Origin of the sequence: Herbidospora sp. NBRC 101105, from assembly GCF_030269205.1 — a bacterium.
Taxonomy (GTDB): Bacteria; Actinomycetota; Actinomycetes; order Streptosporangiales; family Streptosporangiaceae; genus Herbidospora; species Herbidospora solisilvae.
Map to the genome: position 1 here is coordinate 687775 of NZ_BSSX01000002.1, position 21065 is coordinate 708839.

General features: G+C 71.8%; 15 protein-coding genes. 6 read left to right on the plus strand and 9 right to left on the minus strand.

What is annotated here, in order from left to right; genetic code table 11:
* The first annotated feature begins 66 nt into the window (after positions 1 to 66).
* A complete protein-coding gene (locus QSK34_RS11980) occupies positions 67 to 966 on the plus strand; it encodes a proteasome assembly chaperone family protein (protein ID WP_161478976.1) in 900 nt (299 codons plus the stop codon).
* Complete coding sequence (locus tag QSK34_RS11985; RefSeq protein ID WP_285583228.1) at positions 959 to 1969, plus strand: Gfo/Idh/MocA family oxidoreductase; 1011 nt, start codon at positions 959 to 961, stop codon at positions 1967 to 1969. The genes QSK34_RS11980 and QSK34_RS11985 overlap by 8 nt, the downstream gene beginning before the upstream one ends.
* Here QSK34_RS11985 and QSK34_RS11990 read toward each other — a convergent pair.
* From QSK34_RS11990 to QSK34_RS12000, 3 genes are all read right to left on the minus strand, one after another.
* On the minus strand, positions 1956 to 2753 hold the full coding sequence (locus QSK34_RS11990; protein WP_285583230.1) for a hypothetical protein: 798 nt from the start codon (positions 2751 to 2753) through the stop codon (positions 1956 to 1958). The genes QSK34_RS11985 and QSK34_RS11990 overlap by 14 nt on opposite strands.
* A gap of 79 nt (positions 2754 to 2832) precedes the next feature.
* Positions 2833 to 3648, minus strand: coding sequence for a tyrosine-protein phosphatase (locus QSK34_RS11995; RefSeq protein WP_285583231.1), 816 nt, complete (start codon positions 3646 to 3648; stop codon positions 2833 to 2835).
* A 66-nt stretch (positions 3649 to 3714) separates the two neighbouring features.
* Entirely contained in the window at positions 3715 to 6306 is a 2592-nt protein-coding gene (locus QSK34_RS12000) for an ATP-binding protein (protein WP_285583233.1), read from the minus strand.
* A gap of 157 nt (positions 6307 to 6463) precedes the next feature.
* On the opposite strand from QSK34_RS12000, the gene QSK34_RS12005 reads away from it, so the two are divergent.
* The 3 genes from QSK34_RS12005 to QSK34_RS12015 all read left to right on the plus strand — a co-directional run bounded on the left by QSK34_RS12005 (position 6464) and on the right by QSK34_RS12015 (position 10703).
* Positions 6464 to 7618, plus strand: coding sequence for an SGNH/GDSL hydrolase family protein (locus QSK34_RS12005; RefSeq protein WP_161478972.1), 1155 nt, complete (start codon positions 6464 to 6466; stop codon positions 7616 to 7618).
* A gap of 70 nt (positions 7619 to 7688) precedes the next feature.
* Positions 7689 to 9218 (plus strand): choice-of-anchor I family protein, encoded by a 1530-nt coding sequence (locus QSK34_RS12010; RefSeq protein WP_285583236.1) that lies wholly within the window; start codon positions 7689 to 7691, stop codon positions 9216 to 9218.
* Positions 9219 to 9236: 18 nt separating this feature from the next.
* A complete protein-coding gene (locus QSK34_RS12015) occupies positions 9237 to 10703 on the plus strand; it encodes a serine/threonine-protein kinase (RefSeq protein WP_285583238.1) in 1467 nt (488 codons plus the stop codon).
* Here QSK34_RS12015 and QSK34_RS12020 read toward each other — a convergent pair whose 3' ends face one another.
* From QSK34_RS12020 to QSK34_RS12030, 3 genes are read right to left on the minus strand one after another with little or no spacing between them, the layout of a single operon-like run.
* A complete protein-coding gene (locus QSK34_RS12020; RefSeq protein WP_285583240.1) occupies positions 10704 to 11351 on the minus strand; it encodes an HAD family hydrolase in 648 nt (215 codons plus the stop codon).
* Positions 11348 to 15181: an ATP-dependent RNA helicase HrpA gene (gene hrpA, locus QSK34_RS12025; RefSeq protein ID WP_285583242.1), complete on the minus strand. Its 3834-nt coding sequence runs from the start codon at positions 15179 to 15181 to the stop codon at positions 11348 to 11350. The genes QSK34_RS12020 and hrpA overlap by 4 nt, the downstream gene beginning before the upstream one ends.
* Positions 15182 to 15229: 48 nt before the next feature.
* Positions 15230 to 15673: a winged helix-turn-helix domain-containing protein gene (locus QSK34_RS12030; protein ID WP_285583243.1), complete on the minus strand. Its 444-nt coding sequence runs from the start codon at positions 15671 to 15673 to the stop codon at positions 15230 to 15232.
* 109 nt (positions 15674 to 15782) lie between these two features.
* Here QSK34_RS12030 and QSK34_RS12035 point away from each other — a divergent pair, with 109 nt between their 5' ends.
* Entirely contained in the window at positions 15783 to 16682 is a 900-nt protein-coding gene (locus tag QSK34_RS12035) for a diacylglycerol/lipid kinase family protein (RefSeq protein ID WP_285583245.1), read from the plus strand.
* A gap of 100 nt (positions 16683 to 16782) precedes the next feature.
* On the opposite strand, the gene ppgK is transcribed toward QSK34_RS12035, so the two are convergent.
* From ppgK to QSK34_RS12050, 3 genes are read right to left on the minus strand one after another with little or no spacing between them, the layout of a single operon-like run.
* Positions 16783 to 18420, minus strand: a complete 1638-nt coding sequence (gene ppgK, locus QSK34_RS37760; protein WP_353051379.1) for a polyphosphate--glucose phosphotransferase — start codon at positions 18418 to 18420, stop codon at positions 16783 to 16785.
* A gap of 29 nt (positions 18421 to 18449) precedes the next feature.
* Positions 18450 to 19082 carry a response regulator transcription factor gene (locus QSK34_RS12045; protein ID WP_285583248.1) on the minus strand — a complete coding sequence of 211 codons (633 nt, stop codon included), beginning with the start codon at positions 19080 to 19082 and terminating at the stop codon, positions 18450 to 18452.
* Positions 19079 to 21037, minus strand: coding sequence for a sensor histidine kinase (locus tag QSK34_RS12050; protein ID WP_285583250.1), 1959 nt, complete (start codon positions 21035 to 21037; stop codon positions 19079 to 19081). The genes QSK34_RS12045 and QSK34_RS12050 overlap by 4 nt, the downstream gene beginning before the upstream one ends.
* Positions 21038 to 21065: the final 28 nt, after the last annotated feature.

Below are 21065 nucleotides of genomic sequence, written 5' to 3' on the forward strand. Positions count from 1 at the left end.
CGTGGAATCGATTCACCTCGCCGTAGGTTCTGTAGATGAGACAGACCGTGAGAAAGGCTGCCAGTCGTGTACGACCCGACGGATCTCTACCGGCTCGACGGTGACGTCCCCGAGCTGACCGATCCGGTGATGCTCTACCACTTCGAAGGCTTCGTCGACGCGGGCGGGGCCGGACGGCTGGCTCTGGGGCACCTGATGGCGGAGCTGGACCACCGGGTCGTGGCCACCTTCGACGTCGACCGCCTGATCGACTACCGCTCGCGGCGGCCGATCATGGTCTTCGACACCGACCGCTGGGTCGAGGCCGACATGCCGGAGTTGTCGCTCCACCTGGCCCACGACCTGACCGGCACCCCGTTCCTGCTGCTCACCGGCCCCGAGCCCGACCGCGAGTGGGAGCTGTTCACCGAGGCCATCGGCATGCTGGCGACCCGGCTGAACATCAGCAAGATGGTGACGATCCACGGCATCCCGATGGGCGTCCCGCACACCCGCCCGATCGGCCTGACCGCCCACGGCAGCCGCCCCGAGCTGATCAACGGCCAGGTGAGCCCGTTCGGCAAGGTCCAGGTCCCCGGCAGCGTGGCGGCCCTGCTCGAACTGCGCCTGGGCTCCAAGGGCCACGACGCCCTCGGCTACTCGATCCACGTCCCCCACTACCTGGCCCAGGCGGAATACCCGCAGGCCGCCGTGACCGCCCTCGAGGCGATCACGCGGGGCACCGGCCTGGTCTTCCCGATGGACGCCCTCCGCGACGCCGCCGACAAGACCACCGCCGAGATCGAGGAGCAGATCCAGGCCAGCGCCGAGTTGTCGGGCGCCATCGCGGGACTGGAGCAGCAGTACGACGCCTTCACCGCCGGCAAGGACAACCTGCTGGCCGAGTCGACCCCCATGCCGACGGGCGACGAACTGGCCGCCCAGTTCGAGGCCTTCCTCGCGGAGCGCGACGACCGGGATGGCTGACGACATCAAGGTCGGGCTGGTCGGATACGGCCCGGCCGGCGAGTTCTTCCACGCGCCGCTGATCGCCGCCACCCCCGGCCTGCGGCTGGCCGCCGTGGTGACGGGCGACCCCGAGAAGGCGGCCCGCATCGGCCCCGGCGTGGCCGTGGTCCGGCACGCCGCCGACCTCCATCCCCTGGTCGACCTCGTCGTAGTCGCCTCGCCCAACCGCACCCACGTGCCGATCGCCGGGGAGGCGCTGCGCGCCGGCCTGCCGGTCGTGGTCGACAAGCCGCTGGCCGCGACCGCCGAGGAGGCCCTGGAGCTGGCCGCGCTGGCCCGCGAGCGGGGCCTGCTGCTGACGGTCTTCCAGAACCGGCGCTGGGACGGCGACTTCCTGACGATCGAGCGGCTCCGCCCCCGCCTGGGCGAGATCCGCCGTTTCGAGTCGCGCTTCGAACGCTGGCGTCCGGTCCCGAAGGGCGGCTGGCGCGAGCAGGGCGGCCCGGAAGACCTCGCCGGTCTCCTCTACGACCTGGGCAGCCACCTGGTCGACCAGGCCCTCCAGCTGCTGGGCCCGGTGACCTCGGTCTACGCCGAGGCCGACATCCGGCGCGAGGGCGTGCGCGCCGACGACGACAGCTTCATCGCCCTGACCCACGCCAACGGCGCACGATCCCACCTGTGGGTGAGCGCGGTCGCCGCCGACCTGGGACCGAGGTTCCGCGTGCTGGGCTCGGAGGCCGCGTACGTGAAGTGGGGCATGGACCCGCAGGAGGAACGCCTGAGGGCCGGCCGCAGCCCGGCCGAGCCGGGATTCGGCGACGGCGAGCCCGGCTTCGTGGGCGACGAGCGGGTGCCGACCGAGCCGGGGAACTACCGCGCCTTCTACGAGGGCGTGGTCCGGGCACTGTGGGGCGAGGCCCCGCCGCCCGTGACCCCGGAGTCGGCGGCCGAGACCCTGACCGTGCTCAGGGCGGCGCGGGTCTCCGCCGACGAGGGCCGCGTGATCACTCTCGGTTAGGGAACAGCGGGCCGTCGGGGTCGTCGGCGGGCGAGTAGGAGTTCGGCCCGTGATACCTCTCGGCCGCGTCTCGGAGTTCCCCGGGCAGTACGTCGCGGATCTCCGCGTAGTAGAACCCGAGCGATTCGAGGATCATCTCCTCGGCCAGTCCCCGGAGATACGTCCTGTCGGGGTCTGGGTTCTCGGCGGCGATCTCCAGGATGAGCCCGGCGAGCCGGGAGAGCGTCGCCGCGTCCCTGTTCTCGATGGCCGGCCAGAGGCGGTCCCAGAGAATCTGCAGGAATTCGCGATAGGAGAGCGGGTAGTCGGGCTCGATGAAGTCGTGCTCGCGCTCCGTCTGCCTGATGTCGAGCTCGAATTCGGGCAGCCACCGGATCATCGCCGCCCGGAGATAGGGGCGGGCGTCGTCGACGTCGTCAGCACCCGCTTCGGCGAGGTACTCCCGGGCCAGGTCCAGGAGAGAACCGCCTGCCGGTGGAGTCACCCAGTCGGCGATGGTCATCATGATCTCGTCGAAGTCCGCCGACGTGTCGACCTCGCGCCGTTCGACGTGTGATCGGCCCGTCGCCACCTCAAGGAGTTCCAGAACCGCCCGGCCGTCGCCCGACAGCACCAGCCGCCCCTGGTGGCCGGGTGCCCGCATCGTCCAGTTCGCGACATCGGAGCGCCCGGTGGGATCGGGCTCCATGGTCACGCCGGCCGAGGCCCAGTCTTCCCAGCCGTTCGCCCAGCCGAAGAAGTGCCGGGCGAAGTCGAGGAGGCCGGTCCCTCGGAGAGTCGTCATCGTGCCGGCCTTCGCGACTCGGGTGGTCCCGCCTGGTCGGGTGGCCGGCCAGGCGGAGCCGTAACGGAAGAAGAGCTTTTCAGTCGCGCAGGCGTGAGCGCAGGGCGGCGGTGTCGTCGTCGGTCCAGCCGTGTTCGGCGAGCCAGCCCATCGGGCCGCCGTAGCGGGTGTCGAGGATCTCCAGGAAGTGCTCGATGTACTCGGCGCGGGGGATGTGGCTGTCGGCGGGCTTGGAGTCGAGGTCGACGCGGTAGGTGTCGCTGGAGCGGAGCCGCTCCAGGATGGCGGCGATGCGCTCGCCGGTCGCCACGTAGTCGGCCACGATGGCCTCGCGGGTCACGCCGGCGACCTCTTCGGCCAGGGCGCAGAGCACGCCGGTGCGGTCCTTGCCGGCCGCGCAGTGGACCAGCGCGGCGCCGTCGCCGTGGGCCATCACGCGGAGCGCGGCCACCACGGAGTCGGGGCGGTCGCGCAGGTAGCCGTAGTAGTGGCCGGTGACGCGCAGTTCGGGGTCGAGGCGCTCGGCGTCGGCCCACGGGAGGGCGCGTTCGTCGAGCTCCGCGATCTCGGCCTCGTCGGGGTCGTCGCTGGCCGCGTCGGTGAACAGGCCGCCCTCGGCGAAGAGCGTGTGGTGGTGGATCTCCACGGCCGCTTCGCCGGTGAGGGGGCCGGGGCCCTCCAGCCGGACCTCGGTGTTCGACCGCAGGTCGATGACGTGGCGCAGCTTCAGCTCCGCCACCAGCAGGTTCACGTCGGCCGGGGTGAGGCTCTGCAGGTTGTCGCCGCGCAGCACCTGGCCGGAACGGGTGACGCCGCCGTCAACGGTCGGCAGGCCCCCCAGGTCCCGGACGTTGACCGCGCCTTCGAGAACTATCCAACGCCCATTCTCATTCATCACTTATGAGCCTATCTGGTAGCTAATGTCAGTCACATGGCCCCTATATGAACCTTCCGTACCCCCTCAGCGGGGCGGTCTGGCCTGGTCCAGTGCCTCCCGGGCGCGGCGGGCGCCCGACTCGTTGCCCAGGTGCAGGTAGATGTCCAGGGCCTGGCGGGCGGGCGTGTAGGCCTCGGTCAGGCGGCTGGCCCTGATCAGCACCTCCGCCTCGGTGCGCAGGCACCGTGCCTGCCACCACCGGTCGCCCAGGGCCTCGAAGTCGTGGACGGCCCCGCGCAGCATCGCCACCGCCTCGTCGACCCGGCCCAGGCGTTCCAGCACCCGGCCCTCGCTCACCTCCGACCGGGCCACGCCCCAGGAATCGCCCAGTTTGGCCAGCATCTCCTTGGCGTCGCGCACGTTGGCGTGCTCGGTGAGCATGTTCGAGGGGTCGCCGATCTCCCCGGCGGCGCGCAGGCTGCGGGCCTGCTCCCACTCCTCGCCCCGGTCGCGGAAAGAGCGGATGGCGAACCCGAGGGCGTTCGCGGCCAGGACGAAGTTGCGTTCGGCCGCGTGGGCGTCGCCCCGGGTCAGCAGCATCCGGGCCTCGGCGCCCAGCACCTCGCCCAGGGCCCGCTGGGTCTGCGCCTCGGAGTAGCGGTTGCCGGCCCGCTGGAAGGTGCCGAGCGCCTCCTCCAGCAACTCCCGGGCCTCGGTGTAGCCGCGCTGGGCCAGCCGGAGTTCGGCCAGGTTGCGCTGGGTGCGGGCGGTCCACCAGCCGTCTCCCCCGGCCTTGAAGGCGGTGATGGCGCCGATCAGGTACTCCTGGCCCCGGTCGAGGTGGCCGCTGGTGAACAGGGTCATGCCGACCGCGCGCATGGCGCGGGCCGCCCACCAGGCCTCGTTCTGCTCGGTCAGCAGGTCGAGGGCGCGTTGCGCGTCCTTCAGCGCCTCCTCCCCGCGCCCCACTCCCCCGGCGACGGCCGCGCGTTCGAGCAGGGCGATGCCGAGGGCTCGGGGGTCGTCCATCCGTTCGGCGGCCTCGCAGATGACGTCGGCGACGGCCTGCCAGTCCGACCAGTAGGCCCGCAGCGAGTGGCACAGGGAGCAGAAGGCGCGGCCGATGCCCCAGGCCAGGTCCCACATCTCCTCCGCCTGGGCGGTCTGCACGGCCGACAGCAGCGACAGGCGTTCGGCGGAGAACCAGGTGCCCGAGGTGATCTCGGGGCTCTTCAGGACGCGGATGGCCGAGCCGGAGGCCTCGATGCGGGGCCAGGTGATCTCCTCAGCCGGGTGGGTGGTGGGGTGCGTACCGGGGCGGGGGCTCCAGTCCTGCGGCCAGCGGATGGCGGCGGCGGCCTCGGCGCGGCGGCGGTAGCCGTACAGGACCCGTTCCATGGCGGCGTGCCGGGCGGGGGCGTGGTCGGCGCGCTGTTCCTGGGCGAACAGGCGGACCAGGTCGTGGAGGCGGTAGCGGGTCTGGCCGGTCAGGTCGCGGCCGGTCACCTCGGCCAGATGGCTGGCCACGAGCGCCTCGATCTGGTCGGCGCCGTCGGTCTCGGAGACGTCGAGCAGGTCGCCGGCCACCCAGCCGGGCACGTCGGGGGCGGGGAAACGGGCCAGCAGGCGTAACAGGCGGCGCTGGGTGCCGGTGCACTCGTCGTAGGAGAGCTGCACCGACGCCCGGACGCTCTTGTCGATCTCGCGGCCCACTTCGAGCTGGTCGAGGCGGCGGCGTTCGTCGTCGAGGCGGTCGTGCAGGTCGGAGAGGGACCAGTGGGTCCGGGTGGCCAGGCGGCCGCCGCAGATGCTGATGGCCAGGGGCAGCCGGTCGCAGGCCCGGACGATGCCGAGGGCGGCGTCGAGGTCGGCCGCCACCCGCTCCGACCCCGCCAGGCGGGCCAGCAGCTCGACGCCCTGGGCCTCGGTGAACGCCTGCAGCTGGGCGTCGTAGGTGTTGCGCAGCATCAGCGACTTGCGCGAGGTGACGATGACGGCGCAGCGCGGCTCGGTCGGGATCAGGTCCTTGATCTGGTCGCCGTCCTGGGCGTTGTCGAGGAAGATCAGCAGGCGCCGGCCGGTGGTCCACGTCCACCAGAGTTTCTGCAGTTCCCGCAGGCTGCCGACGTCGGTGGTGAGGCGGGCGCCCAGCGCCCGCAGGAAGGCCATCAGCACCTCCTCCGGCCGCACCGCGCCGTCGGCGCCGCGCAGGTCGAAGTAGAGCTGGCCGTCGGGGTAGCGGCCGATCATCTCGTGGGCGAACCGGGAGGCCAGCGCCGACTTGCCGACGCCGCCCTGGCCGTAGAGGGACGCCACGATCGGGGAGTCGCCGTCGCGCCGGGCGAACAGCTCGCGCAACTCGGCCAGGATGTCGGCGCGGCCGGTGAAGTGGGCGATGACCGGCGGGAGCTCGGCCGGGACGGGCGTGCCGCCCGCTTTGGCCCCGCGCTCGCGGCGGCCGGACGGGTCGGCGGTGGCCCAGGCGAGCACCCCGGCGAGCGCGGCGGCCACCCCGGTGATGCCGAGCCCGGCCGCGACCGGGAGGTCCCAGATGTTGGTGACGGCCGCCATGGCGCTGGCGACGGCGGCCACGATGCCGACGGCGGCGGGGGCGGCGACGGACGAACGGCGCTTCGACGGCAGGCGGTCGTCGTCGTCGCGGGGAGCTTCCGACATCCTGGGGGTCCCCTCACGAAAGTGATCTAGTCAGGATTCAAGCACGCCTGTCACCATTCATCCGCAACCAACCGTCTCCTGGGCCAAATGGCCGTAATGTATGGCGTCTCAGAGATCGAACGTTCAGGGGAGAGGGATGTCGCGGCCGGTCGTCCGGGTGATCGTTCTGATATCGGTGCTGGTCGCGGGATTAGTCACCCCCGCGCAGGCCGAGGCCGCGCCGAAGACCCACCTGGTGGGCACCTGGTCGGCCGCGACCGACCGGCTGCCGACGGCGATCGGCGGGCAGACCGTGCGCATGATCGTCCGGCTCTCCGCGGGCGGCTCGGGCCTGCGCATCCGGCTCTCGAACCTGTACGGTTCGGCCCCGGTCGTCCTGCGGTCGATCCACGCCGGCCTCCAGGCCTACGGCGCGGAGATCGAGACCGGCACCAACCAGCCGGTGCTCTTCGGCCGCCGGAACTACGTCCGCATCCCGGCCGGCAAGGCGGTGTGGAGCGACCCGCTGCCCAAGCGCTACGCGGCCGGCAGCGACCTGGTCGTCAGCGTGTTCGTGCCGGGCACGCACACGCGGGTGACGGGCCACGAGAGGGCCTACGCGACCACCTTCCTGTCCGACCCGGGCGACCACGCCGCCAAGGACGACGCGTGGAAGTTCAGCTACACCAGCACGCAGTGGTACTTCCTGGACCGCGTGGCCGTCACCGCGCCCGCGAAGGTGCCCGCGATCGTGGCCATCGGCGACTCGCTCACCGACGGCGCCGGGCAGCCCACCGACTCCAACCGCCGCTGGACCGACTTCCTCAGCAAGCGGCTCGGGGGCCGGGCCTCGGTGCTGAACGTGGGCATCTCGGGCAACCGGCTGCTCCAGCCGGTGACCGGCGCGAGTGTGGTGCAGCGGTTCCACCGCGACGCCCTCGGCCAGCCGGGGGTGAAGACGGTCGTGGTGTTCTCCGGCATCAACGACATCTGCAAGGGCGACTACACCTCGGCGGCGCCGCTGATCAACGCGTACAAGAGCCTGATCCGGCTGGCCCACCGGCAGAAGGTGCGCGTCGTCGGCGCCACGCTGACCCCCTTCTACGGCTACCCCGCGTGGACCGAGGAGCGGGAGGCGGTGCGGCAGCAGGTGAACCGGTGGATCCGCACCAGCGGGGCGTTCGACGCCGTGGTGGACTTCGACGCGGCGCTGCGCGACCCTGCGTACCCCGACCAGCTGCGCGCCTCCTACGATTCGGGGGACCACATCCACCTGAGCGACGCGGGCCGGAGGAAACTGGCCTATTCGATCCGGTTGTCCCAGATCGTCTGAGACATCCGTTTCACCCTCGGGCCACCGCGCATTCAGCGCCGCGTCACCGGGTTTCGCCACGCTTTCGCGCATGCACAACAGGACCCTCCTCACCGGCGCGCTCGTCGCGGGGCTGCTCGCCGCCACCCCCGCGGCGGCGACCCCCCACAAGGGCATCACGCTGCAGTTCCTCGGCCGGTACACCACCGGCGCCTTCGACGCCGGCGCGTCGGAGATCACCGCGTACGACGCGAAGACCCGCCGGGTCTTCGTCGTCAACGCCCAGGACGGCACCGTGGACGTGCTCGACATCCGCGACCCGAGGGCCCCCAAGAAGGCCGGCACCCTGCAGACCCCCGGCGCCAACAGCGTCGCCGTCAAGAACGGCCTCGTCGCCGTCGCCCAGCAGGCCGGCGACAAGACCAAGCCGGGGACGGTCGGCCTCTTCTCGGCCGCCACCCTGAAGAAGCTCCGGTCGGTGACCGTCGGCGCGCTGCCCGACATGCTGACCTTCACCCCCGACGGCTCGAAGGTGCTGGTCGCCAACGAGGGCGAGCCGTCCGGCTACTGCGACGGCGACGTCGACCCCGAGGGCTCGATCAGCATCGTGGACGTCCGCCGCGGGTCGGTGAAGACGGCCGACTTCACCAAGTACATCGGCAAGGAGGACCGGCTCCGCGCCCAGGGCATCCGAATCTACGGCCCGAGGGCCAACGCCGCCCAGGACTTCGAGCCCGAGTACATCACCACCGACAGGCACGGGCGCACCGCCTGGGTCTCGCTCCAGGAGAACAACGCCCTCGCCATCGTCGACCTGCGCTCCGGCCGCGTCGAGGACGTCGTGCCGCTCGGCCTGAAGGACCACAACCGCCCCGGCGGCGGCCTGGACGCCTCCGACAAGGACGGCAGGATCAACATCGTGCCGCGTCCGGTCAAGGGCATGTACCAGCCCGACGCGCTGGCCTCCTACGAGTCGCACGGCCGCACCTACCTCGTGACCGCCAACGAGGGCGACGCCCGCGACTGGGAGTGCTTCGCCGAGGAGGTCCGCGTCAAGGACCTCAAGACGACCCTCCCCGACGCCCTCAAGGCCGACGCCGAGCTCGGCCGCCTGACCGTGACCTCGACCTCGCCGAAGAAAGCCGAGGGCGTCACCACCGAACTGCACGCCATCGGCGCCCGCTCCGTCTCCGTCCGCGACGCCGAGGGCCGCCTCGTGTGGGACTCGGGCGACCAGATCGAGCGGCTCGTCGCCAAGGAGCTCCCGGCCGAGTTCAACGCCGACCAGGAGAACACGTCCTTCGACTCCCGCAGCGACAACAAGGGCCCCGAGCCCGAGGGCGTGGCCGTCGGAGAGGTCAAGGGCCGCACCTACGCCTTCGCCGGCCTGGAGCGCGTCGGCGGAATCGTCGCCTTCGACGTGACCGACCCCCGCCACCCGGAGATCGCCGACTACGTGAACAGCCGGAACTTCGCGGGTGACGTGGAGGCCGGCACCGGCGGCGACTCGGGCCCCGAGGGCGTGCTCTTCGTGCCCGCCTCCGACAGCCCGACCCATAAGCCGCTGCTCGTGGTGGGTCACGAGATTTCCGGTACGACGGCGATCTACGAGATCCGCTGACGGTCTACCGTTTGGGGCATGGTGACCCCGCTCGACCCCGGCGACCCGCGCTCCCTGGGCGAATACCGGCTGACCGGACGCCTCGGGGAGGGCGGGCAGGGGGTCGTCTACCTGGGGGTCTCCCCCTCGGGGGCCCACGTGGCGGTGAAACTGCTGCGCGGGGCCGACGACGGCGTCCGGCATTCGCTTGCCCGCGAACTGGCCGCCCTGCGTGACGTGGCGCCCTTCTGCACGGCGCGGGTGCTGGCCGCCGACGTGGCCGGGCGGCGGCCCTACGTGGTTTCGGAGTACGTCGCCGGCCCCTCGCTGCAGGAGCGGGTCTCCTCCTCCGGGCCCCTGACGGGCGGGGAGCTCGACCGGCTCGCCGTGGGGACGGCGACGGCGCTGGCGGCCATCCACGCGGCCGGGGTGGTGCACCGGGACTTCAAACCGGGCAACGTGCTGCTGGGCCCAGACGGGCCCCGGGTGGTCGACTTCGGCATCGCCCGGCCGAGCGAGAGCGAGACCATCACCGGCGGCCCCATCGGGACCCCCGCCTACCTGGCCCCCGAGCAGATCGCGGGCCACCCGGCGTCGGCGGCCTCCGACGTGTTCGCGTGGGGGGCGACGATCGTCTACGCCGCGACGGGCCGCGCGGCCTTCGGCTCCGACTCGGTGGCCTCGGTGCTGCACCGCATCATGACCGTGGACCCCGACGTGTCGGGGGTGCCCGCACCGCTGCGGGGACTGGTGGCCCGGTGCGTGGCGAAGGACCCCACGGTCCGGCCCTCGGCACGCGACCTGCTGCTGACGCTGGTGGGCGCGGCCCCCGACCCGCTACGCGCGGGCGAGGCGGCGGCCGGGGGCGGGCCGGGCGACCTCCGTGGTTCGAGTGATCCGGCGCCCCACCTCTGGGCCGACGACCCCGATCGGCGGCGGTTCACCGAGCCGCCCGCCTGGGCGGGACACCCGACGCGGGGAGGCGTGCCATCCGGCGCTGCCGAGCGGCCCTCGACTCCCGGCAACCGGAAGGCGCTCGCGTTCGCCTTCGCCGCGCTCGGGGCGGCGCTGTTCGCGGTGGCGGTCATCGTCGTCCCGCCGCTGCTCGCGCCCGAGCAGGGGGAACCGGGGACGACCACGGTCAGGTCGACGCTGACCCCTGAGGCGCAGTCCGGCGAGACGCCGGCGGGTTCGGGCCTTCCGGAGGCCTTCGACGGCAGGTGGGAAGGGCACATCGTGCCGTCCAACCCCGTCATGAGCGAGCACGACATCTCCATCGACCTCGACGCGGGCGAGACCACCGGCAAGTGGTCCGAGGACCCGTGCGAGGGCACCCTGACGCTCACGAAGGCGTCGGCCGAGTCGGCCGAGTTCCGGCTCGACGGGCTGGGCGGTCAGTGCGTGCCGGGGAACGTGGTGCTGACCCTGAAGGGCGACCAGGCCGAGTACGTCTGGAACGACGACCTCGGCCTGCTCTCCTACACCGGAACGCTGACGCGCAGGTAGCTACCCGAGCCGCTCGGCGAGTTCGGTCAGGCTGTCGACGATCATGTCGGCCTTCGCGGCGTCGTCGCGGCGGGCGTGCAGGTATCCCCACGGCCCGCGCCGCAGCAGCGCCGTCTTCATCCCGGCCGCCAGGGCGGGCAGGACGTCGTTGTCCATCCGGTCGCCCACGTAGAGGATCTCCTCCGGCGCGTGGCCCGTCACGGCCAGGACCTTGCCGAAGAACTCGGGCGCGGGCTTGGAGACGCCCCACCCGGCGCTCGTGTAGATGCCGTCGTGGGGCAGGTCCATGGCCACGAGCTGGTCGTAGGCCTGGATGGGCTGGTTGCCCGCGATGACGACCCGGTAGCCGGCGTCGCGCATCGCGGCCAGCGACGACCGCACGTCGGGGTAGAGGTCGTCGGCGTCGAAGTTCTCGCGCAGGCCGTCGGGGTCGTCCTTCTTCCACGCGGCCAGTTCGGCGGAGATGTCGCGGCCGGGGGCGACCAGTTCGAACGCCTGGCGGTAGGACCCACCGGTGGCGGCCATCGCGCCCAGGGCGCCCATGAAGGTCAGCGGCGTCACGCCGAGACGCTTGGACCAGCGCCACCAGATGCGCGACTCGTCGATCAGGGTCTCGCCGACGTCGAGCACCACGGAGCGGATCGTCATAGCTGGGCCATCGCCTTTCTGATGCGTTTCTCCGACACGGGGGTCGGGGTGCCCAACTGCTGGGCGAAGAAGCTGACCCTGAGTTCCTCCAGCATCCACCTGATCTCGCCCACCGCGGGGGCGGTGCGGCGGACCGGGGGCAGGCCCGCGACCAGGTCGCGGTAGTCGTCTTCGAGGTCGTGGAGCTGGTGCATCAGGGTGCGGTCGCGGTGGACGTCGTCGGGCAGCTTCTCCAGCCGCCGTTCGACGGCCCGCAGGTAGCGGTGCAGGTCGGGGAGGCGGCGGTAGCCGGTCTCCAGGACGAAGCCCGGGTAGACGAGCGAGGAGAGCTGATCGTCGACGTCGGCCACGATGTCGGGCGGGCCCTGGAGCCGGTTCTGGACGGCGTGCCAGACGCCGAGCACCTTCTCCACCCTCGTGACCGTCTCCCAGGTCACGCTGTAGAGGTCGGCGCGGACCTGGTCGAGCAGGGCGGTGAAGGCCAGTTCGTCCCAGGCCGGGCCCTTGGCGTCGGCGATGAGCTTGTCGGCGGCGCACGCGACGCAGTCGTCGAACAGGGCGGGGGCGCCGCCGTGGGGGCTGCGGGAGAGCGACAACTTCTCGGCCGTCGACAGGCCGCGCAGGATCTGCTTGGCGGGGTTCACCACGTTGAGCAGCACCAGCCTTCGGGTGCCGGCCCACATGGCGCGCTCCTGTTCGGCCGCCGTCTCGTACATGCGGACCGCGACGCTGGTCGTCTGGTCGGTCAGCGCCGGGTAGGCCTTGAGGCGGCCCTGTTCGAAGACCTTCGGGAGGGTGCCGATGGTCCACGACGTCAGGCCGGTCCGTTCGAGGGTGTCGGCGGCCTCCGACAGGGTCTCGCGGATCTTGGGGGCGAGGCGGCGTTTCAGGCCCTGGAGGTCCTTGTCCTCGGCGACCGTGCGGCGGTTGTCGTCGACGACCCGGTAGGTGACCCGCAGGTGGTCGGGCAGCGCCTCGACGTTCCACGCGTCGCGGGGCACGGCGACGCCGGTCTGCCGCAGCAGCTCCCGTTCGAGGGCGTCGAGCAGGGGCTCACTGCCGGGTTTCACCTGGGCGAGCACGGCCTTGGCGTAGTTGGGGGCCGGCACGAAGTTGCGGCGCAGGTGCTTGGGCAGCGACCGGATCAGGGCGGTGACCAGTTCCTCGCGCAGGCCGGGGATCTGCCAGTCGAGGCCCGCGTCGGTCACCTGGTTGAGCACCGACAGCGGGACGTGGACGGTCACGCCGTCGGCCTCGGTGCCGGGTTCGAACTGGTAGGTCAGCCGCATCCGGTGGCCGCCCTGGCGGACGGCGTCGGGGTAGTCCTGGGCGGAGACGCCGGAGTTCTCGTTGACCAGCATCTCGGGCGTGAAGGTCAGCGACGACTTGTCGGGCTGCTTCTTCCACCACGCGTCGAAGTGGGCGCCGGAGACCACGTCGTTCGGAATGCGCTGGTCGTAGAAGTCGAAGAGGGTCTCGTCGTCGACGACGATGTCGCGGCGGCGGGCCTTCTCCTCCAGTTCGGCGGCCTCGGCGAGCAGTTTGCGGTTCTCGTGGAAGAAGCGGTGGTGGGTGCGCCAGTCGCCCTCGACCAGGGCGTTGCGGATGAACAGCTCGCGGGCCAGCTCGGGGTCGATGCGGCCGTAGTTGACCTTGCGCTCGGTGACGATCGGGACGCCGTACAGGGTGACCTTCTCGTAGGCCATCACGGCGGCCTGGTCCTTCTCCCAGTGCGGTTCGCTGTAGGTGCGTTTGACCAGGTGCTGGGCCAGGGGTTCGATCCACGACGGCTCGATCTTGGCGTTCACCCGCGCCCACAGGCGGCTCGTCTCGACGAGTTCGGCCGACATGACCCACTGGGGCTGCTGCCGGGCCAGCGCCGAGCCGGGGAAGATGGCGAAGCGCGCGTTGCGGGCGCCGATGTACTCGGTCATCGGGCGGCGGCCGCCCGGTTGGTCCTTCTTCGCGACGTCCTTCACGCCGATGTGCGACAGCAGTCCGGCGAGCAGCGACAGGTGCACCCGCTGCGGGTCGGCGTCGGCCGTGTTGAGCACCACGCCCAGGGTACGGGCGACCGAGCGGAGCTGGGCGTCGATGTCCTGCCATTCGCGCACGCGCAGGTAGTTGAGGTATTCGGCCTTGCAGAGCCGCCGGAACGCGCTCGACGACAGTTCCTTCTGCTGTTCGCGCAGGTAGCGCCACAGGTTCAGGTAGGTCAGGAAGTCGGATTCCTTGTCGGCGAACCGGCGGTGCTTCTCGTCGGCGGCCTGCTGCTTGTCGGCGGGGCGCTCGCGCGGGTCCTGGATCGACAACGCCGCCGTGATGATCATCACTTCGCGGGCGCAGCCGTTGGTCTGGGCCTCCAGGACCATCCGGGCCAGGCGGGGGTCGACCGGGAGCTGGGCGAGCTTGCGGCCCATCGGGGTGAGGCCCTTGGCGTCGAGGGCGCCGAGCTCCTGGAGCAGGTTGACGCCGTCTTTGACCTGGCGCTGGTCGGGCGGCTCGACGAACGGGAACGCCGAGATGTCGCCCAGGCCCAGGCTGGTCATCTGGAGGATGACGCTGGCCAGGTTGGTGCGCAGGATCTCGGGGTCGGTGAACTCGGGGCGTCCGGTGAAGTCGTCCTCGCCGTAGAGGCGGATGCAGATGCCGTCGCTGGTACGCCCGCAGCGGCCCTTCCGCTGGTTGGCCGACGCCTGGGAGATCGGCTCGATCGGCAGCCGCTGCACCTTCAGCCGGTGGCTGTAGCGGGAGATGCGGGCGGTGCCGGGGTCGATGACGTATTTGATGCCCGGCACGGTCAGCGAGGTCTCGGCGACGTTGGTCGCCAGCACGATCCGTCGGCGCGAGCCGCGCTGGAAGACCTTGTGCTGCTCGGCTGCCGACAGGCGGGCGTAGAGCGGCAGGACCTCCTCGCGGCGGCCCTTCAGCGCCTCCGCGGTGTCGCGGATCTCGCGTTCGCCGCTGAGGAAGACCAGGATGTCGCCCGGCCCCTCGGCGACCAGTTCGTCGACGGCGTCGACGATGGCCTGGGTCTGGTCGTCCTGCTCGTCTTCGATCGGGCGGTAGCGGACCTCGACCGGATAGGTTCGGCCGCTGACCTCGATGATCGGGGCGTCGTCGAAGTGGCGGGAGAAGCGTTCGGGGTCGATGGTCGCCGAGGTGATGACGACCTTCAGGTCGGGGCGCTTGGGGAGCAGCTGCTTCAGGTAGCCGAGGATGAAGTCGATGTTGAGGCTGCGCTCGTGGGCCTCGTCGATGATGAGGGTGTCGTACTGGCTGAGGAAGCGGTCGGTCTGCATCTCGGCCAGCAGGATGCCGTCGGTCATCAGCTTGACCAGCGTGTTGTCGCTCGACTGGTCGGTGAACCTGACCTTGTAGCCGACGGCCCCGCCCAGCTCGATGTTCAGCTCTTCGGCGATGCGCTCGGCGACGGTGCGGGCGGCGAGGCGGCGTGGCTGGGTGTGCCCGATCTGCCCCTGTACGCCCCTCCCGAGCTCCAGGCAGATCTTGGGCAGCTGGGTGGTCTTGCCCGACCCGGTCTCCCCCGCCACGATCACGACCTGGTTGTCGCGGATGGCGTCGAGCAGGTCGTCTTTGCGCTGGCTGACCGGCAGTTGCGCAGGGTAACCGATCGCCGGCATCGCCTCGCGGCGGGCGGCGACCCGTGCCTCGGCGGTCTCGACCTCGCCGGACAGTTCGGTGAGGATCTTCTGGCGGGCCTTGGGGTCGCGTACCTTGCGCACGCCGTCGACGCGGCGGCGCAACCGCCGCTGGTCGCGCAGCATCAGGCCGGACAGGCGGGTCTGGAGATCGGAGAGCGTGTTCATCCCATCCTCAAGGATAGGCAGCTTGCCCGGCCCTCCAGCCAATGGTTTTTACCCGGCGTACTTGTAACCCACGTTACGCACCGTGACGATCCGGCCCGCGTGGCGTCCCAGCTTGCGGCGCAGGCGCAGGATGTGGACGTCGACCGTCCGGGCGCCGGCGTCGTCGTAGCGGTCCCAGACGGCGGCCAGAAGCTGGCGGCGGTTGTAGACGCGGCCCGGGGCGGCGGCCAGGTAGTCGAGCAGTTCGAACTCCCGGTAGGTCAGGTCGATCTCGGCGCCGTCGGCGGTGACGGTGCGGCTGTCGCGGTCGATCTCGATCTCGCGCGCGGGACGGGGGACCTTGCCCGTGTCGCCGACCAGGTAGCCGACGACGACCAGGGAGGCGCCCGTCTCCGGCACGGGGATGACGCCCAGCACGGCGCCTTCGCCGGGGTCGGCTCCGGCGATGTCGCGCTGGCGAGCCATGAGATCGATGACTGTCGCATGGGTCATGGTCGTCCCCTTTCCTCGTCGTTGCCGAGAACAATACCACCTATACAAGTAGGAATTAAGGGTTAGATGGCCGGGCATGTGCGGCACTTTGGCGGGTAGCACTGCGCGCGTGAAGACGATCGCTGTTGTCGCGCATCAGAAGAAGACGCTCGGCGGGGGTCTCGACCGCCTCCGGTCGCTGCTGGCCGAGCACCATGACGGTGAGCTGCTCTGGTACGAGGTGCCGAAGAGCAAGAAGGCCCCGAAGGCCGCCAAGGACGCCCTCAAGAAGGGCGCCGAGCTGGTCTTCGTGTGGGGCGGCGACGGGACCGTGCAGCGTTGTGTCGACGTGCTGGCCGGGTCGAAGGCCGCGGTGGCCGTCGTGCCCGCCGGCACCGCCAACCTCCTGGCCCACAACCTGGGCGTGCCCGCCGACCTCGAAGAGGCGGTCCGGATCGGGTTCCACGGCCGGCGCGAACGGCTCGACCTGGGCCGGCTCAACGGTGAGCACTTCGCCGTGATGGCCGGGGCCGGGTTCGACGCCGAGATGATCGCCGACGCCGACCGGGGCCTGAAGGAGCGCATGGGCAAGCTCGCCTACTGGTGGACGGGCCTGCGGCACGCCGGGTCGAGCGTGGTCGCCACGACCATCGACCTCGACGGCGAGCGGTGGTTCGAGGGCGACGCGTCCTGCGTGCTGTTCGGGAACGTCGGCACGGTCGGGGGCGGCATCGAGGCGTTCGACGACGCCAAGCCCGACGACGGGTGGCTGGAGGTCGGCGTGTCCACGGCCAAGGGGCCGATCGAGTGGGCTCGCACCCTCGGCCAGATGTCGACCGGACGGTCGGACGAGTCGCCGTTCCTGCGTATCACCCGGGCGCGCAAGGTGACGGTCCGGTTCGCGGAGCCGACGACGTACGAGATGGACGGCGGCGCCCGGGGGCGGGCGGACAAGCTCAAGGTCAAGGTCGTGCCGAAGGCGATCACCTTCTGCGTGCCGGAGGCGGCGCCCTACGCGAAGAGCGCGTGACGACCCTGCGGGGTGCTGCCTGGCCTCCAGGTCAGCACCCCCGGTGCTGTCACCTCACGTAATAAGGGCCCGGCCGGCTCCATCTGGCCGGGGCCCCGGATCAGCCCCTCGTCCGGCGCGACCCGGACGCCCGCTTCGGCGTCGCCGACCGGCGTGTGGTGCCCCCGGCGGAACTCGCGGTCCGGCGCGCGGCCGACTTCGAACCGGTCGCCGGAGTGCCGTTCGAGCGACTGGTGGAGTTCCGGGCGGAGCCGGTCGACCGCGACGTCCGCGCGGCCGGAGTCGAGCGGCCCGAGGCCGAGCGGCCCGAGGTCGAGCGGCCCGAGGTCGAGCGGCCCGAGGTCGAGCGGCCCGAGGTCGAGCGGCCCGAGGTCGAGCGGCTGGTCGAGGTTCCGTTCGAGCGGCCGGACGACGTGCCGTTCGAGCGCGTCGTGGAGGTGCGGGAGGTCGTGCCGGAACGCGGCGTGGACGTCCGCGAGCTCCCGGTCGAACGCGCGACGGGAGTGCGCGAGGTCCTGGCCGTGCCCGCGGTCGCCCGCCCTGTCGTCGAACGGCCGGTGGTGGCGCGCGACGTGGTGGTCCCTGAGGTGCCCGCGCGAGAGGCGCCGGTCGTGCGGGAGGTTCCGGTGCGAGAGGTACCGGTCGCACGGGAGGTGCCGGTGCGAGAGGTGCCCGTCGTGCGGGAAGCGCCGGTCGCTCGGGTCGTGCCCGTGCGAGAAGTGCCCGTCGTCCGGGAAGTGCCCGTGCGGGAGGTGCCCGTCGTCCGGGAGGTGCCCGTGCGGGAGGTGCCGGTCGTGCGGCTTCTCGACGTGCCGGACGTGGCGGCTCGGCGGGACGTCGTGGTGCCGGACCGGGACGACGTGCCGCGGTTCGGGGTGGTCGCGGCGGACCTGCGGGCGGCGCTGCGGGTCGCGCCCGTGGTGGCGCGGGCGACGCGGGGCTTCGCCGCGGTCGTGGTGGTGCGGCGCGACGTGGTGCGGCGGGTGGTGGTGCGCGGCTTCGGGGCCATGGTCTCCTCGGCGGCCAGGGCCGCGCCGACGATGCCGGCCTCGTTCAGGAGCATGGCCGGGACGACCGGGGTGCGCAGGTCGACCATGGGCAGGTACTTGTCGCTCTTCTTGCTGATGCCGCCCCCGATGACCATCAGGGCGGGAGTGAAGAGCATTTCCATGTGGCGCAGGTACTGACCGATGCGCTTCGCGAATTTCTGCCATGACATGTCGCGTTTGTCGCGGGCGGCGTCGGACGCCCTCGACTCGGCTTCCTTACCTTTGAGCTCGAGATGGCCGAACTCGGTGTTGGGCACCAGCTTGCCGCCCACGAAGAGGGCGCTGCCGATGCCGGTGCCGATGGTGAGGACCAGGACGACGCCCTGGTTGTTCTTGCCCGCGCCGAAGGCCATCTCCGCCAGACCGGCGGCGTCGGCGTCGTTGATGACCATGACGCTGTCGAGGTTCCTGCCGAACAGCTTGTTGGCGTTGACGCCGATCCACGACTTGTCGACGTTCGCGGCGGTCCGGATCTCTCCGTCGACCACCACTCCCGGGAACGTGATGCCGACCGGACCGGTCCACTGGAAGTGGTCGACGAGTTTGGCCACGACCTCCGCGATCGCCTTCGGCGTTGCCGGCTGCGGGGTCGGAATTCGATGGCGCTCCGCCGTGAGTTCGCCCGTTTTCGTGTCAACGGGCGCGCCCTTGATTCCGGAGCCGCCGATGTCGATGCCGAGAACGTTCATACTCGGAGCGTTACCCGGAGGAATCACCCTCATTCCCCCATACCGGCGTCTCTAGCTCGGGCAACGGCCGCCGCGCGGTCGGTCACGCCGAGTTTCGTGAAGATGTTGGAGACGTGATTTCTGACGGTTTTCTCGCTGAGGACGAGCTTTCTGGCGATGGCGTGGTTCGTCAGCCCGCGCGCGAGGAGGGTGAGCACCTCCGATTCGCGTTCGGTCAATTCCGGGAACGGCCTTGACCTTTTCGATGGCTTCGAAAGCGCGGCCAGCACGCGGGTTCCGGCCCCGTGGCCGAACACGACCTGCCCGGCGGCGACCGCGGCGACCGAGCGGGCGATCTCCTCGGGGGTGGCCTCCTTCAGCAGGTAGCCGCGCGCGCCGGCCCGGACCATGTCGTGGATGGTGGCGTCGTCGCCGAGCATCGTCAGGGCGAGCACCGCCACGCCGGGCAGCTCCGCCACGATGACGCGGGTCGCCTCGACCCCGCTCATGCCGGGCAGGTGCAGGTCCATCAGCACGACGTCGGGCCGGGTCTCGCGGGCTAACTCGACGGCGTGCTCTCCCGTCGCGGCGTGCCCGGCGACCTCCACGCCGTCGAGGTCGCCGAGCAGGGCGACCAGGCCGTCGGCGAACATCGGGTGGTCTTCGACGACGAGGACCTTCATCGCTCCCCCCAGGGCAGGACGACGCGGACGGACGTGCCGCCACCGGGCTCGGTGACCAGGTCGAACGTGCCGCCGAGGTCGGTGGCGCGGCGGCGCATCGACGACAGCCCGACCCCGGGCCGCACCGGCTCGGGCAGTCCGGAGCCGTCGTCGTCGATCCGGAGTCGCAAGCCACCTTCGCAGACGTCCAGCTCGATGGCGCAGCACGACGCGCCCGAATGGCGGGCGGCGTTGTTCAGCGCCTCCGCGGCGATCCGGTAGGCGGCCAGTTCGACGGCGGCCGGCAGCACCGGCGGCGTGCTCCCCGTCCGCACGACGACGGCCAGGCCTCCGGCGAACCGCCCGGCCAGTTCCTCCAGCGCGCCGGCCAGCCCGAGGTCGTCGAGGGGCGGCGGGCGCAGGTCGTTGACGATCGCCCGGACGTTCACCACGGTCGCCCTGATCTGGGTCGCCAGCCCGGCCAGCAGCTCCGCCGCCTCCGGGACCTGGCGGCGGCCCCGGTCGGCCTGGAACGCCAGGGCGGCCAGGGTGGGGCCGACGCCGTCGTGGAGCTCGTGCATGAGGCGGGAACGCTCCTCCTCGCGGGCCGCCAGCAGCCGCCGGTGCGACCGTTCGAGGTCGGCGGCCAGGCGGTGGGCCCGCACGGTCACCGCGATGTGCGGCGCGAGCTCGGTGAGCACGGTGCGGTCGCGGCGGCGCAGCGGCTCGCCGACGACGAGCGTGCCGGTCTCCGCGCCCCGGTGCCGCAGCGGGACCCGTTCCAGGGGGCCGCCGGGCTCGCCCCAGGCCGCGACGACCTCGCCGTCCTCCTCGACGGCGACGTACCGGACCCGCAACGCCCGGCCCAGCGACTCGGTGACCTGCTCCAGCAGTTCGGAGGGGTGCCCGGCGCCGGCGAGCCGGTCGCCGAGGCGGCGCAGCGCGGCCACCGGGTCGTCGCGCTCGCCGAAGACCACCTGGTTGGCCCGCCGGTGGATGCTCGTGTACGCCGGATGCGCCAGCACCGCCGCCGCGGCCAGGGCCAGCGGGGAGAGGTTGCCGAGGAGGAGGGCGCCTGCGGCGTACACGGCGACGAGGGTCACCACGAGGGCGGCGACGCTGAGGGTGCGGGCCAGCAGCAGGTCGATGTCCCACAACCGGTGCCGCAGGACCGCGACGGCGAGCGCCACCGGCAGCGGGACCGGCGCCAGCACGATCAGCTCCGGGCTGTCCAGCACGGGCGGCGCGGCCGCCGCGACCACCGCGAGCGTGAGCAGACCCCCTGCCAGCACCCACTGCACCTGCCGCCTGACCTCCCCCGACGCCCGCCGGTAACGCCAGACGAGCGACCCGATGGCGGCCACGGCGGCGGCCAGCCCGAGGACCTGCCCGACCGTCTGCAACGGCGGCGCGAGCTGCTGGAACGGCGGCACCACCCCGGTGTAGCCGGGCGGGAACAGGTCCGGCACGTCGACGTCCCGGGCCGGGGTCAGCGCCCAGCCGGCCGAGCCTGCGACCATCGCCGCCACGGCCAGCGCCGCCACCGGCCACCAGCGCCGCGAGGGCAGCCGCCCGTCGGGCAGGAACAGCGGGAACAACGTCGGCACGGCCAGGTAGGGCGGCACCCACAACCAGTCGGACACCCACATGAGCTCGTCGTCGAACGGCAGCGGCCGGTCGTTGATCCCGACGAGCCCGTAGGCGCCGGCGGCCAGCGAGAACCCCTGCGCGAACCCGACCGCCAGCAGCAGCCACCCGACCCGCAGCTCCGGCCTGCGGGTGACCACGAACGCCCCCGGCACCCCGAACGCGACCGCCGTGACCGCCCGGAACGCGTCGAACCGCTCGACGAACCCCGCCACCCCCAGCTCCCGCAGCGTGGGCTCGACGGCGAGCGCCCCCGCCACGAACAGCAGGATCAGCCCGGCGACCGCGAATCCGGAATCACCGAGAATGCGTCTGTTCCTGCTGTTCATCCGGCACATCGTCGCATCCGGGACGTCC